This window comes from Neobacillus sp. WH10 (assembly GCF_030123405.1).
In the GTDB taxonomy this organism is placed as follows: Bacteria; Bacillota; Bacilli; order Bacillales; family Cytobacillaceae; genus Neobacillus.
Window position 1 is genome coordinate 5,569,048 of the sequence record NZ_CP126110.1, and the last position, 19,250, is coordinate 5,588,297.

20 protein-coding genes are annotated in these 19,250 nt (G+C 39.1%); 1 reads left to right on the forward strand and 19 read right to left on the reverse strand.

The genetic code is table 11. The annotated features are described in order from the left end of the window. Positions 1–23: 23 nt before the first annotated feature. From QNH20_RS26820 to QNH20_RS26855, 8 genes are all read right to left on the reverse strand, one after another. On the reverse strand, positions 24–962 hold the full coding sequence (locus QNH20_RS26820) for a YybS family protein (RefSeq protein WP_283920944.1): 939 nt from the start codon (positions 960–962) through the stop codon (positions 24–26). Between the two features lie 120 nt (positions 963–1,082). Continuing rightward, the gene (gene rpsR, locus QNH20_RS26825; RefSeq protein ID WP_007088219.1) at positions 1,083–1,322 is read right to left on the reverse strand and encodes a 30S ribosomal protein S18; all 240 of its coding nucleotides are present in this window, start codon (positions 1,320–1,322) and stop codon (positions 1,083–1,085) included. Between the two features lie 48 nt (positions 1,323–1,370). Continuing rightward, positions 1,371–1,898 (reverse strand): single-stranded DNA-binding protein, encoded by a 528-nt coding sequence (ssb, locus tag QNH20_RS26830; protein ID WP_283920945.1) that lies wholly within the window; start codon positions 1,896–1,898, stop codon positions 1,371–1,373. Positions 1,899–1,969: 71 nt separating this feature from the next. After that, a complete protein-coding gene (rpsF, locus tag QNH20_RS26835) occupies positions 1,970–2,257 on the reverse strand; it encodes a 30S ribosomal protein S6 (protein ID WP_283920946.1) in 288 nt (95 codons plus the stop codon). A gap of 184 nt (positions 2,258–2,441) precedes the next feature. Further along, positions 2,442–3,542 (reverse strand): redox-regulated ATPase YchF, encoded by a 1,101-nt coding sequence (ychF, locus tag QNH20_RS26840; RefSeq protein WP_283920947.1) that lies wholly within the window; start codon positions 3,540–3,542, stop codon positions 2,442–2,444. Between the two features lie 128 nt (positions 3,543–3,670). Further along, complete coding sequence (locus QNH20_RS26845; RefSeq protein ID WP_283920948.1) at positions 3,671–5,668, reverse strand: molybdopterin-dependent oxidoreductase; 1,998 nt, start codon at positions 5,666–5,668, stop codon at positions 3,671–3,673. Between the two features lie 84 nt (positions 5,669–5,752). Then, on the reverse strand, positions 5,753–5,950 hold the full coding sequence (locus QNH20_RS26850; protein ID WP_283920949.1) for a DUF951 domain-containing protein: 198 nt from the start codon (positions 5,948–5,950) through the stop codon (positions 5,753–5,755). An 18-nt stretch (positions 5,951–5,968) separates the two neighbouring features. Continuing rightward, complete coding sequence (locus QNH20_RS26855; protein WP_283920950.1) at positions 5,969–6,841, reverse strand: mechanosensitive ion channel family protein; 873 nt, start codon at positions 6,839–6,841, stop codon at positions 5,969–5,971. Positions 6,842–7,151: 310 nt separating this feature from the next. Between QNH20_RS26855 and yyaC the strand changes: the two genes are divergently transcribed. After that, on the forward strand, positions 7,152–7,784 hold the full coding sequence (gene yyaC, locus QNH20_RS26860) for a spore protease YyaC (protein WP_283920951.1): 633 nt from the start codon (positions 7,152–7,154) through the stop codon (positions 7,782–7,784). Between the two features lie 20 nt (positions 7,785–7,804). Here yyaC and QNH20_RS26865 read toward each other — a convergent pair whose 3' ends face one another. The 11 genes from QNH20_RS26865 to rpmH form a co-directional block, all read right to left on the reverse strand. Continuing rightward, positions 7,805–8,521 carry a DUF554 domain-containing protein gene (locus QNH20_RS26865; RefSeq protein ID WP_283920952.1) on the reverse strand — a complete coding sequence of 239 codons (717 nt, stop codon included), beginning with the start codon at positions 8,519–8,521 and terminating at the stop codon, positions 7,805–7,807. Positions 8,522–8,631: 110 nt separating this feature from the next. Further along, entirely contained in the window at positions 8,632–9,480 is an 849-nt protein-coding gene (locus QNH20_RS26870; RefSeq protein ID WP_283920953.1) for a ParB/RepB/Spo0J family partition protein, read from the reverse strand. Then, positions 9,473–10,234, reverse strand: coding sequence for a ParA family protein (locus tag QNH20_RS26875; RefSeq protein WP_283920954.1), 762 nt, complete (start codon positions 10,232–10,234; stop codon positions 9,473–9,475). Before QNH20_RS26875 ends, QNH20_RS26870 begins: the two co-directional genes overlap by 8 nt. 292 nt (positions 10,235–10,526) lie before the next feature. Beyond that, positions 10,527–11,390, reverse strand: a complete 864-nt coding sequence (noc, locus tag QNH20_RS26880; RefSeq protein WP_283920955.1) for a nucleoid occlusion protein — start codon at positions 11,388–11,390, stop codon at positions 10,527–10,529. Between the two features lie 169 nt (positions 11,391–11,559). Beyond that, positions 11,560–12,276: a 16S rRNA (guanine(527)-N(7))-methyltransferase RsmG gene (gene rsmG, locus QNH20_RS26885; RefSeq protein WP_283920956.1), complete on the reverse strand. Its 717-nt coding sequence runs from the start codon at positions 12,274–12,276 to the stop codon at positions 11,560–11,562. Positions 12,277–12,342: 66 nt separating this feature from the next. After that, positions 12,343–14,232 (reverse strand): tRNA uridine-5-carboxymethylaminomethyl(34) synthesis enzyme MnmG, encoded by a 1,890-nt coding sequence (gene mnmG / locus QNH20_RS26890; protein WP_283920957.1) that lies wholly within the window; start codon positions 14,230–14,232, stop codon positions 12,343–12,345. 210 nt (positions 14,233–14,442) lie between these two features. Continuing rightward, on the reverse strand, positions 14,443–15,828 hold the full coding sequence (gene mnmE / locus QNH20_RS26895; protein ID WP_283920958.1) for a tRNA uridine-5-carboxymethylaminomethyl(34) synthesis GTPase MnmE: 1,386 nt from the start codon (positions 15,826–15,828) through the stop codon (positions 14,443–14,445). 462 nt (positions 15,829–16,290) lie between these two features. Then, a complete protein-coding gene (gene jag, locus QNH20_RS26900) occupies positions 16,291–16,914 on the reverse strand; it encodes an RNA-binding cell elongation regulator Jag/EloR (RefSeq protein WP_283920959.1) in 624 nt (207 codons plus the stop codon). Next, complete coding sequence (gene spoIIIJ / locus QNH20_RS26905; protein WP_283920960.1) at positions 16,911–17,684, reverse strand: YidC family membrane integrase SpoIIIJ; 774 nt, start codon at positions 17,682–17,684, stop codon at positions 16,911–16,913. Before spoIIIJ ends, jag begins: the two co-directional genes overlap by 4 nt. 232 nt (positions 17,685–17,916) lie before the next feature. Continuing rightward, the gene (gene rnpA, locus QNH20_RS26910) at positions 17,917–18,261 is read right to left on the reverse strand and encodes a ribonuclease P protein component (RefSeq protein WP_283920961.1); all 345 of its coding nucleotides are present in this window, start codon (positions 18,259–18,261) and stop codon (positions 17,917–17,919) included. 117 nt (positions 18,262–18,378) lie between these two features. After that, the gene (gene rpmH, locus QNH20_RS26915; protein ID WP_063255153.1) at positions 18,379–18,513 is read right to left on the reverse strand and encodes a 50S ribosomal protein L34; all 135 of its coding nucleotides are present in this window, start codon (positions 18,511–18,513) and stop codon (positions 18,379–18,381) included. Between the last annotated feature and the right edge of the window lie 737 nt (positions 18,514–19,250).

Below are 19,250 nucleotides of genomic sequence, written 5' to 3' on the forward strand. Positions count from 1 at the left end.
TTCTCAGCTCCTAGACGCTAGTCTTACTCTTTTTTTTCAAACTGCTTTCTATAATCAAAGCCTAAATCAGTAATACCTAATAACAATATTATATAACGGACAATTGGAATCGTGAAAGAAAGAATTGCAACAAACACACCAAGTCCCCTAGCAACTGACTTTTGATGGAATATAAAAAATAAAAAGGCCAGTCCCTGAAAAATAAGAAAAAACTCCAATATGTATCGTGCATTGATTAAAACAGAAAATATATAGGTTTCTTCATGAGGTCGAAACAGCAGCATCGACCCTAAGGCAATTAAATAGTACCACAAAAGGCTTTTTGGCAAGGAAAGATTACGGAATTTGCCCCATGTCTTTACGTTTACACCAAATCTTTTTACAACCGGAAAACACACCCACTGAATAATAAAGGAAATTAAAATGGATCCCATGATCAAAAAGCTAGGTGCATAAATTTCGATCATTTTTATGAGATTGACATTTTGCTCTTTTAGAACTTTAATTTGATCTTCTCGTCCCATAGCTTTCAGCATCTCTTCGGACATTGATTGATTTAAGACAGTATGAAGTTCATGAATGATATCAATTTTCATAAAAGCAGTAATAACTACATAATAAATGACCAAACCCGCCATTAAGATTAATGAACTGGAAATTAAAATAGCAGTCCGGCTTTTGTTCTTTTGCAGCATGTATCCAATAACCACACCGGCAGCTCCGTAAAAAAGCATGAGGCCAAGACCTGGTATTGAACCTGCAATAAATGAAATGACGATTGCAGCTAAAAAGAAGGCAGCAATATTTTTAATGCTGTTTTTAGCCGCGAATATAATAAACGGCGCCGGCAGGACAACGTTTAAAAAGGAACCAATAAGCGGTACGTAAATCGTTATTAATAATAATACCGTAAATGCAGCTAATAGGACGGCACCTTCTGTGAGTTTGCTTACATTTTTCACTACTTCACCTCTATATATTTTCCAAGCTATTCTCTTATTTTAGACTAAATAGGAGCATTGATTCAACAGAGTAAAAAGTAAAAAAGGCAGCAAGGGCGCCCCTTACTGCCTTAATGCTTATTATTCACCAGCCACGAATGGTAGTAATGCCATTTGACGTGCGCGTTTGATAGCAACTGTTAGTTTGCGTTGGTATTTAGCGCTTGTACCAGTTACACGACGTGGTAAAATCTTTCCACGTTCAGAGATGAATTTTTTAAGTAAATCTACGTCTTTGTAATCGATGCGAGTGATGCCATTTGCTGTAAAATAGCACACTTTACGACGTTTTGCGCGACCGCCTTTACGTCCTCCTGCCATGAAAATTCCCTCCTTTATTTTTTATGTTAAAACGTTCGTAAGGTTTTTTTAGAATGGCAGATCATCATCAGAGATGTCAATTTGACCATTTCCGGCAAATGGATCTTCATCCATTCGCGTAAAACCTTTATTTTGATTTTGATTTTGATTTTGATTTTGTCGTTGATTCTGATTGCTGCTGCCATATGGATTACCTTGTGGTTCCATTGGAGGAGCACCGTAATAATCGTTGCTTCTTCCGCCACCGCCAGAAGACGACTTAGGTTCTAGAAATTGAACACTTTCTGCTTGAACCTCTGTAACGTACACACGTTTACCATCTTGTCCTTCATAGTTGCGGGTTTGGATCCGGCCATCAACACCTGCTAGGCTGCCTTTCTTTAAAAAGTTCGCCACATTTTCAGCAGGTTTACGCCAAACAACACAGTTAATAAAGTCTGCTTCTCGTTCACCTGTCTGATTAGAAAATGGACGGTTAACAGCTAACGTAAACGTAGCAACAGGAACCCCATTTGGTGTATAACGCAAATCAGGATCTTTTGTTAAACGGCCAACAAGCACGACACGATTCATCATCAGAATCAACTCCTTTTTTCTGGTACATGTTTCACATGAAACATTTTTTACCAAAAATATTTATATTAATCTTATTCTTCTACTTTAATAACGATATGGCGAATGATATCTTCGCTGATCTTTGCAAGACGAGAGAATTCTTGTACTGAAGCAGCTGAAGATGTTGTTTTAGCGATTTGGTAGTATCCATCACGGAAATCGTTGATTTCGTATGCTAGACGGCGCTTACCCCAATCTTTTGTTTCAGCAGTTTCCGCACCATTATCAAGAAGAATTGTGTTGAAACGCTCAACAAGAGCCTTTTTCGCTTCATCTTCAATATTTGGGCGGATGATGTACATGATTTCGTACTTATTCATCACGGTCACCTCCTTTTGGTCTAAACGGCCCGAATGGGCAAGGAGCAATTATTCATTACTCACAAGTTGAAATTATATCATATGTAAAAAGTAAATGCAATGTCCTTCACAATAATGCCTTACTTATCCCTAAAACAAAAACGGGAAAGGCTCTGCAAAAATTGCAGAGCCCTAGATTTTCAGTTTACACGTTAAAACGGAAATGGATGACATCGCCGTCTTTTACTTCATATTCTTTCCCTTCTAAGCGAACTTTCCCTGCCTCTTTCGCAGCATTGTGGCTGCCGGCAGCAAGTAAATCATCATAAGAGACTGTTTCCGCCCGAATAAAGCCTCGTTCGAAATCAGTGTGGATAATTCCCGCACATTGCGGTGCCTTCATGCCTTTTCTAAATGTCCAGGCGCGAACCTCCTGTACACCTGCCGTAAAGTAGGTAGCTAAACCAAGCAGGCTGTAAGCAGCACGGATTAATTGGTCAAGGCCAGATTCTTCAATGCCAAGCTCCTCAAGGAACATCTGCTTTTCTTCGCCCTCAAGCTCAGCAATTTCTTCTTCAATTTTGGCACAGATGACGATCACTTCGGCATTATCAGCACTAGCAAATTCACGTACCTTTTGTACATATTCATTGTTAGATGGATCGGCAACATCATCTTCACTTACGTTTGCAACATATAGGACAGGTTTGATGGTTAAAAGATGCAGTCCCTTTACCAATTTCATTTGCTCTTCAGTAAAATCAACCGTACGAGCAGGTTTTTCTGCTTCAAATGCATCACGCAGCATCACGAGGACTTCAAATTCAGCAGCAGCATCCTTATCTTTTTGCTTAGCCAATTTCTCGACACGGCCAATTCGCTTTTCCACCGATTCCATATCTGCAAGGATCAACTCTAGGTTGATGGTTTCAATATCATCAATTGGGTCAACTTTTCCGGATACATGGGTAATGTTTTCATCTGCAAAGCAGCGAACTACTTGGCAAATGGCATCAACCTGGCGAATATGAGAAAGGAACTTGTTACCGAGTCCTTCACCTTTACTTGCTCCTTTCACTATACCGGCAATATCGGTGAATTCAAAGGCCGTTGGTACTGTTTTCTTCGGTTGAACTAATTCAGTTAATTTTTGTAGACGGTGGTCAGGAACCTCAACAATTCCGACATTCGGGTCAATCGTACAGAAGGGGTAGTTTGCTGATTCTGCTCCTGCCTGAGTTATTGCATTAAAAAGAGTAGACTTACCAACATTCGGTAACCCTACGATACCAGCTGTTAAAGCCATTCACGTTCACTCCTCAATAAAAATAAATCTATTTAAAAAAATGTGTTTAATAATTTTAAAAAGCCTCTCACAATTATAGGCAACAATGGCTAAAAAAACAACTGCCGCTTATGGAGCGGCAATTAGTATCACTTTATTTTTTCAAGATTAACAAGGCAATCGTATAACGTACTTCCAAGGCCATTATCGGATTCCCTATTTGAAGTTAAATGATTGACAGACCCGCCAAACTCTTTCCAAATACCCTCATCAATATTAATCGTGTCCGGGTGGACCTTTGCTAAAATGGAAATAAACCCTTTTATTTCGCCGCGGTCATTCCACACCTTGACGAAATCACCTTTTTCCAGCCCCAAACTTTCAGCAATATTTGCAGCAATCTCCACCTTCACTTTCGGCTTTGAAGCGAATAAGTGATAGTTCTGCGAGTGGTTTGAGCGTAATGGATGAATCGTAAGGAGATGATACGGATATTTTTCTGCAAGCTTAGGGTTTGCCCATTTCGATTCATCTGGAACCGCTAAAGTTAACAGACCGTTATCACCTTTTTGTTGAGCTGTAAATTCATACTTGCCTGTCGGTGTTTGAAACGTATGGTCATGCCATGGGATTTTTACAACAGGAAGTTCCATTGTATGGTGCGCTCTTAATTTTTCTAGGGTAATGCCTTTGTCATTCAACGGCTTAAGGGCCATCTTCAGCCACTCTTCCCTTGAGAAATCAAAATCCTCACCAAAGCCAAGCCTGCCGGCTAATTGTGTCCAAATCCATAAATCCGGCTGTGCCTCACCAGGAGCTGTAACGAGTTTCGGGCCATAATTCACATAATGATGGTACATCGAAGAATAATAAAGATCTTCTTCCTCAAAAGCAGTTGTGGTCGGTAAAACATAATCTGCAAGCATAGCTGTGTCGGTCATAAATTGTTCAATCACAACAAGTGTCTCAACAGAGGAGAAGGTCTTTTCAACCATATTGGTGTCAGGCACCTGTGTCAGCGGGTTGCCGCATGTCACAACAATCATCTTAATTTCCGGATCCGTTGCCGTTAGCACTTCTTCCGCCTGCTTCATAATGGAAAATTGCCTGTAGTTTGTCCTACAGTGAGCAAGTGTTAACTCTTCAAAAGCAAAGCTCTGTCCCACCTGTAGATTGGCGTAATTGGCACCGCCACCGGCAATGCCTATATTCCCGCTTACGGCGGCAAGGGCATCAATAAACCGAATCGTATTTCCGCCGTTTTTATATCGCTGTAAACCTAAACCCATATAGGTTGAAGTTGGTTTATCAGCATAAACATTAGCTAATGTAGTCATTACCTCACAGGAGACTTCTGTCCTTTCGCTAATTTCTTCTAATGAAATACCATTGAGAAGCCTTGATAAATCAGCAAAACCATGTGTGGATCGTTCAATAAATTCCTGATCCTCCAAACCTAACCGAAGTATTTCCTTAATAATTCCTGCAGCTAATAAACCGTCCATCCCAGGCTTAATAGTTATATATTCATCGGCTATTTTTGCCGTCGCATTAAAAAGCGGATCAATAACAAATATTTTTGCTCCTTGTTTCTTAGCTTCCAGCAGTTTTTCGTAAAAATGCATGTTTGTCCGGGCAACATTTCGTCCCCAAATAATAATGTTTTTACTGTTGCCAATGTCAGCAGGACCATGGCTCCAGGCATTCCCAAAATCCCATTTTTGCGCCTCAATTCCGGCGCCCCAGCAAAGTGATCCATAAAGCTCCGTTACGCCGCCGTAACAATTAAAAAAGCGCTGGTCTAAGTTTTTTAAGATCCCGTTATTGGCATAATCATGACTGTGGAGGACAGCAGTTGTCCCATATTTTTCTTTAATTCCATATAATTTAGCAGCTATCTCATCCAGCGCCTGATCCCAGGAGATTTGCTCAAATGTACCATTTACCTTTTTTAAGGGGTGCAATAAGCGCTGCGAGGAGTTTGCCCTTGTTTCCAACATCCGTCCACGTCCGCAAATTTTACCTTGAGTAATGGGATGTTCCGGATCGCCTTCTACTTTAGTAACCCTGTCCTGATCAATTGTTACATTGAAACCGCAGCTATCCCAGCAATTTAACGGACAAGCAGCCTTTCGTACTTGTGCCAAAATCTCCACCCCCAGATGACATTTTCTATACCAATTTTTCTTATAAGAATAATATAATTATACAAAAAAAAGAAGCATGAAGTATTATCCTTCATGCTTTACCAAAATCTTCTTCATTTTCCGTGAAAACTCTTTCCTTGGAATGAGAACGCTATGCCCGCAGCCCTCACATTTAATCCTGATATCCATACCCAAGCGGATAATTTTCCAACGATTGGTTCCGCACGGATGCTGCTTCTTCATCTCGACAACATCATTTAGGGCAAATTCCTTTTCTTCCATAACTTTCACCCTCCATTTCTATTTTGATTGCTCTGAACCGCTTTTGTACAAAAAAAGATTTGGATTTGGAGCCTTAATATGATTCTCGTCTAATAAAAGCTTGATATCCTTCCGAATTGCCCGCGAAACTCCTGCCTGCTTCGTAGGTAATGTTTCAGCTATAACCCGTAAAACAATCTCAGTTGGCCCCATCGTTTGTATTCCTAAAAGCTCAGGAGTTTTCGTTAACTCTTCGTATTGATTTGGCATCGTTTTAAGGGCTTCTTCAATTACCTTTTCCGCCTTTTCGATGTCTTCACCATAGGATATCGCAATATCAATAATCGCAAGACTATTATTTAACGAAAAATTGGTTACCTGGGTGATGCTGCCATTCGGTAAAATATGAACTTCACCTGTCCAGCTTTTAATTTTTGTCGTTCTTAACCCAATTGTTTCGACATTGCCTTCAAATTGTCCTATGCGAATATGGTCACCGACCGAAAATTGATCCTCAAATATAATAAAGAAACCGGAAATAACATCTTTAACTAGACTTTGTGCACCAAATCCTACTGCTAAGCCGACAATTCCGGCACCTGCAAGCAGTGCCTTCACATCGATCCCTAAAACAGAAAGAATCATCATAATCGCAATAAAATAAACCACATAGGTAAGAACACTATCAAGCAGCTTTGAAAGTGTATCTTCTCGACGTTCTGTTGTATTAAGCGGTGACAAATTTCTAATCTTAAAAATGTTGTGGATTGCCACTTTGCCAATACGGACTATGATATTTGCAATAACCATAATGGCAACAATTTTTAGCACGGCTCCTCCGAGATTCAGCCATGTGTCTTCGTTTTGAAATTTATTTATATCATCTTGAAATCCCTTTGTTATGATATTCATTTTTACACCTTCCTTAAATTCGTTTTTTCCGTATTAACGGACAGTAAGTCCCTATATCAAGAATTTATACGTAAATAAAAAGACTAAGCTTTAGGATCAATTGTCCGGAAATATCCGATTAGTTTACTAGCATTCCACGGTGATATATCCCCCACGGATTGAAGTTTCACTTTTTCCAAATCTATTTTAGCAATTTTTCTATGCAGATAATAGCATTATGAATTTTTGTTTTTCTATCCTCTTTATGTATAGATTTCCTGGATTTTCCGTATAATAATAAGAGTTAATACAGGTTTAGGGAGTGGACTTGATGAATCTGAAAAGCAGTTTTTTTGACAGGAGGGCAAAGGTACGTTTCATTCATGATGATTTTCACGCTGCAGAAAATCTCGCTGAGGAGTTACTCCTTAATATTTCCAGCGAAACAAGCCGCCCCATTGTGTTCATTTGTATTGGAACAGACCGTTCCACGGGAGATTCATTAGGTCCGCTGGTCGGAAGCCTGCTCGAGGAGAAGAACCTCCAATCATTTTTCGTATATGGAACATTAGACGAGCCTATTCATGCGATGAACCTTGCAGAAAAACTGAAGGAGATCCATACAAATCATGTTGATCCCTATATTATTGGAATTGATGCCTGTTTGGGACGGATCAAAAATGTCGGCGTCATTCAAGTCGGGCATGGGCCTGTCAAACCAGGCGCAGGAGTGAACAAGGAGCTTCCTGCCGTCGGTGACATACATATCACTGGAATCGTAAATGTCAGTGGGTTTATGGAATTTTTTGTATTACAAAACACACGCTTAAATCTTGTGATGAAAATGGCGAAAACGATTGCAGGTGGCATATACCAAGCAAGCCTATTGTACCCAAAACAAAGCTTGAGTGAATTAAATTGGATGGAAGATGAGCAAACAAATAAAAGAGCAAACGGTAACTAACTGAATGCTCTTTTTTACATTTATTGTAATAAATGTTGATAGATATAAGGAATCGTTACAATAATACCCGTTACTACTATACCTGGGAGCAAGTTTGCTACTTTAATTTTTACCACCCCAGTAAGATTCAAGCCGATCGCTAAAATCATTATTCCACCAGTTGCAGTCATTTCGACAATAAACTGATCCATTAATGCCTGTGGGACGAAACGGTCAATCTGGGTGGCAAATAATGCAATTATACCTTCATAAAGGACAACTGGAATCGCAGAAAAAATCACACCAATTCCTAAAGTTGTTGTTAAAATTAGTGCTGTAAAGCCGTCTATCAATGATTTTGTATATAAAACATCATGATCACCGCGAATTCCGCTGTCAAGGGCACCAATAATCGCCATTGCACCAATTACGAAGATCAAAGTAGCAGATACAAAACCTTCCGAAATACTTCCTTTTCCATTAGAGCCAACCTTACGTTCCAGCCACCCGCCGAGGTCATTTAATTTATCCTCTAATTTTAATAGCTCGCCTGCAACTGCACCGACAACGAGGCTAATAATGACAATCAGGAAATTATCACTCTTTAAGCCCATTTGCAGACCCAAAACCATGACTGACAAGCCAATGGCATACATGACCGTCACTTTCATTCCCTCAGGAATGCGATTTAGGAGTTTCCCAATCAATGAGCCAATAATAATTAATAGTCCATTTACAAGTGTCCCTAATAAAAACATCGCAATTTCACCTATTTTTTCGCCTCTCGAAATAGTAATATTACTAAATTATCATGTTTTACATCTATTGAAAAGAAATTTCCAAAAAAATAAACCATCAAAGTGATGGCTTAAATATTTTCATCTTGTCCAAGTATTTCTAGGATTCGTTCAAGATCATCTTGTGAGAAAAATTCAATTTCAATTTTCCCCTTGTTTTTGTTTTGTTTAATATGGACAGTTGTACCGAAGCGTTCACGAAGGGAGTGCTCCCGTTCCTGTAAAAATAAATCTTTTTTCTTCTCGGGCTTTTTTGTTTCACGTGAAACATTTTCATTTAATTGTTGAATCAGCTTTTCTAACTGGCGGACATTTAGCCCCTCATTTACAACTTTTCCAACTAAAATGGACAGTTTTGCTTTTTGTCTAAGACCTAATAATGCCCGTCCATGGCCCATAGAGATTTTCCCCGTTGAAATATGCTCTTGAATTTGGGGAGGGAGAGAAAGCAGCCGAATGTGGTTTGCTACATGCGGACGGCTTTTGCCTAAACGATTCGCAACCTCTTCCTGTGTCAGCTTTAACTTCTCCATTAACGTTTGATAGGCTTGTCCCTCTTCAATTGGGTTTAAATCTTCCCTTTGTAAGTTTTCCAACACGGCCAATTCCATCATTTGCTGTTCAGAAAGCTCGCGGACAACTGCCGGCACAACTTCAAACTTTGCTTCCCTGGCAGCACGGAAGCGGCGTTCACCAACAACAATTTCATAGCCTTTAATACTTTTCCGAACAACAAGCGGTTGTAGAATTCCATGCTCTAAGATTGAAGCTTTTAATTCATCGATTGTCTCTTGTTGGAAGGTTTTACGCGGCTGATAAGGGTTTGGGCGCAGTTCTTTCAGCTTAATCTCTTGAACTGTCTCTTCTTTACTGACATCACTAAAAAAAGCATTCAATCCTTTTCCTAAACCTTTAGCCATTCGAGACCACTTCCTTTGCTAAATCTAAATACACTTCAGCTCCCCGGGATTTCGAATCGTAAGTAATGATTGGTTCCCCATGGCTTGGAGCCTCACTTAGACGCACATTTCTTGGAATAATGGTTTGATAAACTTTATCTTGAAAGTATTTTTTCACTTCTTCAATGACTTGAATACCAAGATTTGTTCTTGCATCAAGCATGGTTAATAAAACACCTTCAATTTTTAAATCCTGATTTAGATGCTTTTGCACAAGCCTAACAGTATTTAACAATTGACTTAAGCCCTCCAATGCATAATACTCACATTGGACAGGAATTAACACCGCATCAGATGCTGTTAAGGCATTTAGCGTTAATAGTCCTAAGGATGGCGGACAATCAATAATGATATAATCAAACTGATCTCTGACTTCATCCAGAGCACGTTTTAAGCGGACTTCTCTTGAAATAGTAGGAACCAGCTCAATTTCGGCCCCTGCTAACTGAATAGTTGCAGGAATCACGTACAAATTTTCAACAGATGTCGATTTAATGACATCCTTTGCTTCGACATCGTCTACTAATACGTCATATATACATTGTTCAACTTCTGCCTTTTCAATTCCAACCCCGCTTGTTGCATTTCCCTGTGGGTCAATATCTACTAATAAGACCCGTTTTCCTATGTATGCTAAGCAGGCTCCTAGGTTGACAGAGGTTGTCGTTTTGCCGACTCCACCTTTTTGGTTTGCGATTGAAAGGATTTTCCCCACGTTGTCACCTACCCTTTATTTCTAAAAAAATTTTAATCTACCATTCTATCAGATGTTTAAATAATATGATTAATTATCCCCTATTAGAGAAGGAAAGTAAAATTCCATTCCTTTATTTTATCATGAAAAATGAGGGATGTTGTTTTTTTTCAAAAAATATTCCAGTGTTACACTCAGGTTATTTTTTCATTTTATTGCTATAAGAATTGAAATGTGTAAATTTATGTAATTTTAATATCCCTTTTTCATAAAAAAAAACCAAACACACTCGTGTCTGGTTCGTTCTGAATCGTTATTTTTTCTTTGGAATCCGAATCGTAAATTGATAAAATTCGTCAAATTCTTCTTCTTCTGCATCTAGATTAATTCCACTGTCGGATACCATTGTTAATGATTGACGAATTGTATTCACGGCAATTCTCATATCTTTACTAAAAGCCTTTCGTTTCGGCTTTGGCTTTTCCTTTTTTTGTTCAAGCAGCCGGACGACCCGTTCTTCTGTCTGCTTGACATTCCAATTCTTTTCGATTACTTCTGCTAATAGTGCCACTTGTTTTTCCGGATCCTTTAAAGGAATCAAGGCCCGTGCATGGCGCTCAGTAATGATTTTATTTAATAACGCATCCTGAACAGGCTCCGGTAATTTAAGAAGACGCAGCTTGTTCGCAACGGTTGACTGCCCTTTCCCAAGGCGCTGTGCTAATGCCTCTTGTGTCAAGTTATGCAGCTCAAGCAGTTTCCCGTAGGCAAATGCCTCTTCGATTGGAGACAATTCCTCACGCTGTAAATTTTCAATGAGGGCAACCGAAGCTGTTTCCGTATCTGACAAATTTTTAACAATTGCAGGTGCTTCTGTCCAGCCAAGTTTTTTCATTGCACGCCAGCGGCGCTCCCCGGCAATAATTTCATACTTATCGACAGCAAACTCCCTAACGACAATCGGCTGGATGATACCATGTATATGAATGGTTCGTGATAATTCTTCGATTTTTTCTTCATCAAAGACCGTCCGCGGCTGAAAACGGTTCGGTATAATTTGCTTAATCGGTATCTTTTTTATTTCTTCGTTTCGTTCGATATCCTGATCTTTCTCAAGCTCAACCTCTTGTTCACCCTTATCGCCGAGGCCAAAAAAGCGTGTAAACGAACTCTTCATCCCCAACACCACCTTTACGAAACTCCCTAATACTTATTCTCTATTCAAATAAATTCTTCCTGCATAGGATACCATTTTTCTCTAAAAATTGTTATCCCGATTATCACTTTTTACCAAAAATAAGAGGGGCCCTTCTTTTAAAAATTCCAGCTAGACCCCCAATGTGACCTTATTCAATTGGTGCTTTTCCTGGTGTCCCTGGTTTTCGAGGGTATTTCTTTGGCGTAGGACGCTCTTTTTTTATGATAATAATATTTCGTTCACTATCTTCCATTGGTAATGTAAAGGTGAACACCTTTTCAAGCTTGCCTCCAAGTGTAGTGATGGCCTTTTGACCCATTTCCAATTCATCCTTCGCATGCATTGCTTTCATGGCAATAAAATGTCCCCCAACTTTTGCAAGCGGTATACAAAACTCACTTAAAACAGACATTCTTGCCACCGCTCTTGCTGTTACGACATCAAAGCTTTCCCGATATGCGGGATTCACGCCAAAGGTTTCAGCACGATCATGTACAAATTGAACATTTTCCAATTTTAATACATTAGCAAGATGATTTAAAAATGAGATCCGTTTGTTTAATGAATCAACTATTGTCACTTGAATATGAGGATAGACAATTTTCAATGGAATGCTCGGAAATCCCGCACCTGCGCCAACATCACAAAGATGAAAAGGCTTTGTAAAGTCAAAATAGAATGAAGCTGTAATAGAGTCGTAAAAATGCTTTAAATATACGTCAGCTTTTTCGGTGATTGCCGTTAAATTCATTTTTTCATTCCACTCGACCAATGTCGTAAAATACGTTTCAAACTGGTCAAGCTGCTTTTTAGAAAGAGAAATTCCCTTTTCTCTTAGTTTTGCCTCAAATTGTTCGATGATCATTACCAAATCTTCCTCACTAACTGTCCAGCTTCAGCGCCCCTGTTCAAGGCGCTTCCGCTTTTCTTTTTATTCATTCGAAACTCTTGCGATTTTGCCCTGCTCAAGGTACACAAGAAGGATGGAAATATCAGCTGGATTGACTCCGGAAATCCGTGATGCTTGGGCAATTGATAACGGTTTAATCTTCTTTAGCTTTTGTTTCGCTTCCGTAGCTAGGCCGTTAATAGCATCATAATCAATATTGTCAGGGATTTTCTTATTCTCCATTTTCTTTAACCGCTCTACTTGCTGGAGTGATTTTTCAATATACCCCTCGTATTTAATTTGAATTTCTACTTGGTCTTTTATTTCATCGTCTAAAGGAAGCTCACTCTTGGTCAGACTTTCAAGCAGTTCGTAAGTCATTTCCGGTCTTTTTAATAGATCCGAAGCACGGATTCCATCTTTCAGCTCACTGCCGCCAATACTGCGAATTAATTCTTGCACCTCCGCAGAAGGTTTAAGGATGATAGATTGTAATCTTTCCTTTTCCGCTTCAATTGCAGCCTTTTTAACTAAAAATGCTTCATATCGGTCATTACGAATGAGTCCAATTTCATGACCAATATCCGTTAACCGTAAATCAGCATTATCATGACGCAAAAGTAAACGATATTCAGCCCTTGAAGTTAACAAACGATAGGGCTCATTCGTTCCTTTTGTAATTAAATCATCAATTAAAACGCCAATATAAGCATCTGAGCGGCTTAATACTAATTGCTCGCGGTCTAAAGCATTTAACCCGGCATTAATCCCAGCCATTAACCCTTGACCGGCGGCTTCTTCATAACCGGATGTACCATTAATTTGGCCAGCTGTATATAGGTTTTTGACAACCTTTGTTTCTAATGTAGGCCATAGCTGTGTCGGCACAATGGCATCATATTCAATTGCATAACCAGCCCTCATCATTTGCGCATTTTCAAGTCCCGCAACCGATTTGATTATTTGCTGCTGTACATCTTCTGGCAAGCTTGTTGACAGCCCTTGTATATAGACTTCCTTCGTATTTCTTCCTTCCGGTTCAAGGAAAATTTGATGGCGCGGCTTGTCATTAAAACGGACAACTTTATCTTCTATGGATGGACAATACCTTGGACCTGTTCCCTTAATCATGCCAGAGTACATTGGTGACCGATGCAGGTTGGCATCAATTAACTGATGGGTTCTGTCATTTGTATACGTTAGCCAGCATGGCAGCTGGTTAGTAATATATTTCGTTGTTTCATAAGAAAATGCTCTTGGAACTTCATCACCAGGTTGAATCTCCGTTTTGCTATAATCAATGGTGTTGCTATTGACCCTTGGCGGCGTTCCTGTTTTAAACCGCACCAGCTCGAAACCCAGTTCTTCTAAATGTTCTGACAGCTTAATCGATGGCTGTTGATTATTCGGTCCGCTGGAATATTTCAATTCACCTAGGATAATTTCACCGCGCAGGAATGTGCCTGTCGTGATAATGACCGCTTTCGATTGATAAACAGCACCTGTTTTGGTGATAACACCTTTAACTATCCCATCTTCGACAATCAATTGCTCGACCATGCCTTGAATTAAGGTTAGATTTTCTTCTTCTTCTAATGTCTTTTTCATTTCATGCTGATAGGCAAATTTATCAGCCTGTGCCCTTAAAGCACGGACAGCCGGTCCTTTACCGGTATTTAGCATCCTCATTTGGATATATGTTTTATCAATGTTCTTAGCCATTTCACCGCCGAGGGCATCGATTTCGCGAACGACAATTCCTTTTGCCGGTCCGCCAACGGATGGGTTACATGGCATAAAGGCAACCATATCTAAGTTTATTGTGATCACTAATGTTTTCGCACCAAGTCTTGCTGCTGCAAGTCCCGCTTCGCAGCCTGCATGACCAGCGCCAACAACAATGACATCATAATTTCCTGCTTCGTATTGCATGTTTGTTCCTCCTTTTCCGTATAGTACGGAAACACTGCTTCTTCAGGTATATTGTCTCTCTTTTTATGGTTTCAGGCTCCAAAAGGGGCTCTTAGGTACCTTTTTCCCACTTTTTTCACGGGAACAGGCTCCCGCAACCCTTTTTGATGAGTTTTATTCCTTTATATTATCCGCTCTAGTGTCAGAAAAACCTAATATCCAACCGCTTTTCTATTTTCCTAAACAGAACTGTGAGAATAACTGATCAATAAGACTTTCATGGACACTGTCACCAATGATTTCACCAAGCATTTCCCATGTCCTTGTTAAATCTATTTGCACGATATCAATCGGCGTTCCCATTTCCACCCCTTGAATCGCTTCCTCAATCGTATGAAGGCTTTGATTTAATAAGGCAATGTGACGGCTGTTTGAAACATATGTCATATCCCCACTATCAATTGATCCGGCAAAGAATAATGAAGCAATTGACTCCTCGAGCTCATCAACTCCAAGGTCCTCGAGCAATGAGGTGGTAACAAGTTTATGTTCTTTAGCAAGTTCATTAACACGTTCCATATTAATTTGCTGCGGCAGGTCGGTTTTATTGACAATGACAATGACATCCATCCCTTTAACAACCTCAAAGAGATTTTCATCCTCAACAGTTAACTGGTCTGAGTAATTTAACACAAGCAAAATTAAATCAGCTTCTTTTAACACTTGACGAGAACGTTCAACCCCAATCCGTTCCACGATATCCTCTGTTTCCCTGATCCCTGCCGTGTCTAACAGTCTTAGCGGCACACCGCGGACATTGACATATTCCTCAATGACATCACGTGTTGTCCCTGGAATGTCGGTTACAATCGCCTTGTTTTCATGAACAAGACTATTTAATAACGATGACTTACCTACATTTGGCCGTCCCACAATGACAGTAGATAGTCCCTCTCGTAAAATTTTCCCCTGCTCTGATGTTTGTAACAGTTTTTTAATTTCTTCCTGAACAAACTGAGCCTTTTCAAGAAGCATCTTATGAGTCATTTCCTCGACATCATCATACTCTGGATAATCGATATTCACTTCGACATGGGCGAGAACTTCTAAAATCTCCTGCCGCAGTTTTCTAATCAGCTTGGATAAACGTCCTTCCATTTGACCAAGCGCGACGTTCATCGCCCGGTCTGTTTTCGCTCTGATTAAATCCATAACCGCTTCTGCCTGAGATAAATCAATCCGTCCATTTAAAAAGGCCCGTTTCGTAAATTCGCCCGGTTCCGCTAATCTTGCCCCATTTTTTAATACATGCTGCAGCACGCGATTCACGGAAACAATCCCGCCGTGACAATTAATCTCCACTACATCCTCTTTTGTAAAGGTTTTTGGCGCTTTCATGACCGAAACCATTACCTCTTCTACCACTTCATCACTTTTTGAATCAAGAAGATGCCCGTAGTGAATCGTATGGCTGGCCACTTCAGTAAGTCTTTTTCCACCGATACTCTTAAAGAGCTTGTCTGCTATTTGAATGGCATCATCACCACTCAAACGAACAATTGCAATAGCTCCCTCTCCCATCGGTGTCGAGATGGCCGCAATTGTATCAAATTCCATTTTCCGCACCTCACAAATTAAAAATGACAAATACTATATAAAAAATTGATTTTTTCTCCAAAATAGTAGAATACCACATGAATTTCTGTTAAAAAAGGATCTGAACTTTATCTTCGATTACCAGGCAATAATACCCTCACTTTTTGAAGTTTCACTTTATCCACAATCCAAAAAGCCTATTTATTATTTTAACTTATCCACATGTGAATAACAACAAAGCGTGAAATCTTGAAATGAAAGTTATCAACAGCTTTATTAGAAAAGCCAAGCCCCAAATTAGCAAAGTTGTCTCCCCGTTGTACACTCCTAGAAAAAGCTAACGCTTTTCCTTCTCCGAGATATCGCTTCCGAGGCATATTTTTATGAATCCTTGACAATTCTCAAAGTAAAAATTGATACTTTTATACTCTTAAAAAAAGGGGTAAAAAAAACACCCTATCTAAGGATAGGATGTCATTTTAATTATCTTTTCACTGGAGTAATCACAATAAATCGATGTGGTTCCGATCCATCAGAAAATGTCTTTACACGTTTGTTCTCGGATAAAGCGGTATGAATAACTTTACGCTCATAAGAAGGCATAGGCTCTAACGCTACATCTTTTCCAGACTTGACAGCCTTCGCGGCAAGTCGATGAGCTAATTGAATAAGCGTTTCACTTCTTCTGTTTCGGTAATCTTCAGCGTCCAAAATTACGGTTAAGTATTGATTAGAAAAGCGATTAATTACCAGCTGGGCCAAATATTGTAATGAATTTAGCGTTTGACCTCGCTTACCAATTAATAGGGCAATCTTTTCTCCGGTCATCACAAAGTAAACCTGTTTGCCTTCACGTTTGATTTCTATTTCCACGGGTGCACCCATTTGTTCACTTACTTGAATGAGAAATTTCTTTGCTTCTTCAATTGGATCAATGATCATTGTTACTTTTACAACAGCTGGACGTGAACCGAAAATCCCGAAAATCCCTTTTTTACCTTCATCAATGATATCAACATCTGTGCGGTCTTTGGTGGTCTGTAATTGAGCTAAAGCTGATTCTACTGCTTCTTCGACAGTTTGTCCTGTAGCAGTTACCTGTTTCACTTTTTTGCTCCTCCCACATTACCGGTGGCCTGCGCCTTTAAATCCGGTCCTTTAATAAAATAGGTTTGTGCAATCATAAAGATATTTCCGACAACCCAGTATAATGAAAGGGCTGCAGGGAAATTGAAAGCAAAGACGACAATCATGATCGGCATCATCCAAAGCATCATTGCCATTTGCGGATTTTGTTCCTGACCTGCCATCATCAATTTTTGCTGGATAAAGGTAGTGATACCAGCAATAATTGGCAGGATATAATATGGATCTTTTTCACCAAGGTCAAACCATAAGAAGCTATCTTGGGCAATTTCTCTAGTTCTTGAAATCGCATGATAAAAACCAATTAAAATTGGCATTTGAACAAGTAGTGGAAAGCAGCCTGCCATTGGATTGACGCCATGCTTTGAAAAAAGGGCCATTGTTTCTTGCTGCAGCTTTTGCTGTGTCTTTTGATCTTTAGAGCTGTATTTTGCGCGTAGTGCTTTCATTTCCGGCTGCAAGGCCTGCATCGCCTTAGAGCTTCTTGTCTGCTTGATCATCAGCGGCAAAATAGCTAAACGGATTAATATGGTCACGACAATAAGCGATAAACCATAGCTTCCTCCGAGGACATGCGCTCCTTCTTTAATCAGCCAAGATAAAGGATAAACAATGTATTCATTCCAAAAACCTGTACTCTCTGAAGTAATCGGCTTCTTAATTTCACTGCACCCTGTTAAAAACAAGAACACAGAAAGCATGCCGAACGAAAGTAATATTCGTTTTTTCAACCAAATTTTCCTCCCCGCCAAATATTAAATAAAAAAGTGTAGTTCTACTTTTATGTAAATATTACTTTTTAAAAAGATAAGAAAGGATAATTTTCGACTTTGAGAAATGTCCAGCGCCTAGCGGCTAGTAGACTTCGCGCTTCCACTTTTCTTATTATTTCAAAAGTATTTTATCATTTTTTCAATTCAAATGTCTTTATTACAGCGCATTATTTTGACTAAATCCGAAAAATTAGTTTTTCTTTAATACCTTTCCAACCTTAAGGACATGGGTTAAACTTTTTTTCACCTCAAAAAAGTCCATTTCGGCTGTTGGCTTCCTGGCAATAATCACATAATCATTCCCTTGAGATACCTGATCATATAATTCAAGAATGGATTGCCTTACATACCTCTTGATTCTGTTTCTGGTAACAGCATTTCCAATCTTTTTACTGACAGACAGGCCGATGCGAAAAAAGTCCTGTCCCTCTTTTTTCAATGAATAGATAACAAATTGTCGGTTGGCAAAGGAATGACCTTTCTGGAATGCATCCTGGAACTCTTTATTTTTTTTAATTCGGAATTCTTTTTTCATAAAAAAACTCCTTTTTAAACTTTTATAAATATCTAGCTTTCTCGTCTAGCGGCCCTACACCACTAAAAAGAAGCTTCCACTCTAAATTTGAAAAAAGACCACTGACGCTTCAGTGGTCTAAGCTGATAATACTTTTCTTCCCTTTTGACGACGACGAGCTAGAACCTTTCGTCCGTTTGCTGAGCTCATACGACTACGGAAACCGTGAACTTTACTGTGTTTACGTTTATTTGGTTGATACGTTCTTTTCATTATATGACACCTCCCTGAGGAATAGCTATCAATTTAAACTTAAATGACAGTCTTAATTATTATAAAGATGTCTCCTTGATATTGTCAACTACTCTTCTTATATTGTCCCTATTTCCAATTTTTTCGAACATGAAAAGCACATTTCCAGAAATTCTATACTCATGGAGAGAGTTCGATCGTTAGGCAATTTTTTCTATAAAAATCTTCAAAACGGCATCTGTGGATAAAAAATCGACACTATTTTCATTATCCACACAAGATATTGACAGGTTTTGCACAAGTTATCCGCCTGTGGACAATTATTACACACATAATGTTACTGTTGTGGATAAACTGTCAAAAGGCATTGCGTATTAAGCAATTATTTGATATTATATTTGTGTTTTCACTCTGAATAACTCCATCTCGTATAGATATTATCCACAAATTGTGGATAACGTGTGGATAGTTTATCCTGACATTCTGTAAAAACTTGTCCACAAGAGGTGGATATTGTCGAAACTCCACTTTATTTCCTTATTATAAGTTTTCCACAACCACTGTTTCGTATATTTATAAATTAATAGGCTGTACTGCTTGTATAGACCTTATTTTTTCACGGAACTTTAGTCGAAAAGGTGATCTAGTTGCAATGAGAATAAACCTTTAGACAAATATTTTTTGGGGTTAGACAGTAATTAATGCGAGTGCTAGTTAAGATAAATTATTTTTACTAAAACCAAAAGGAGGGATACTAG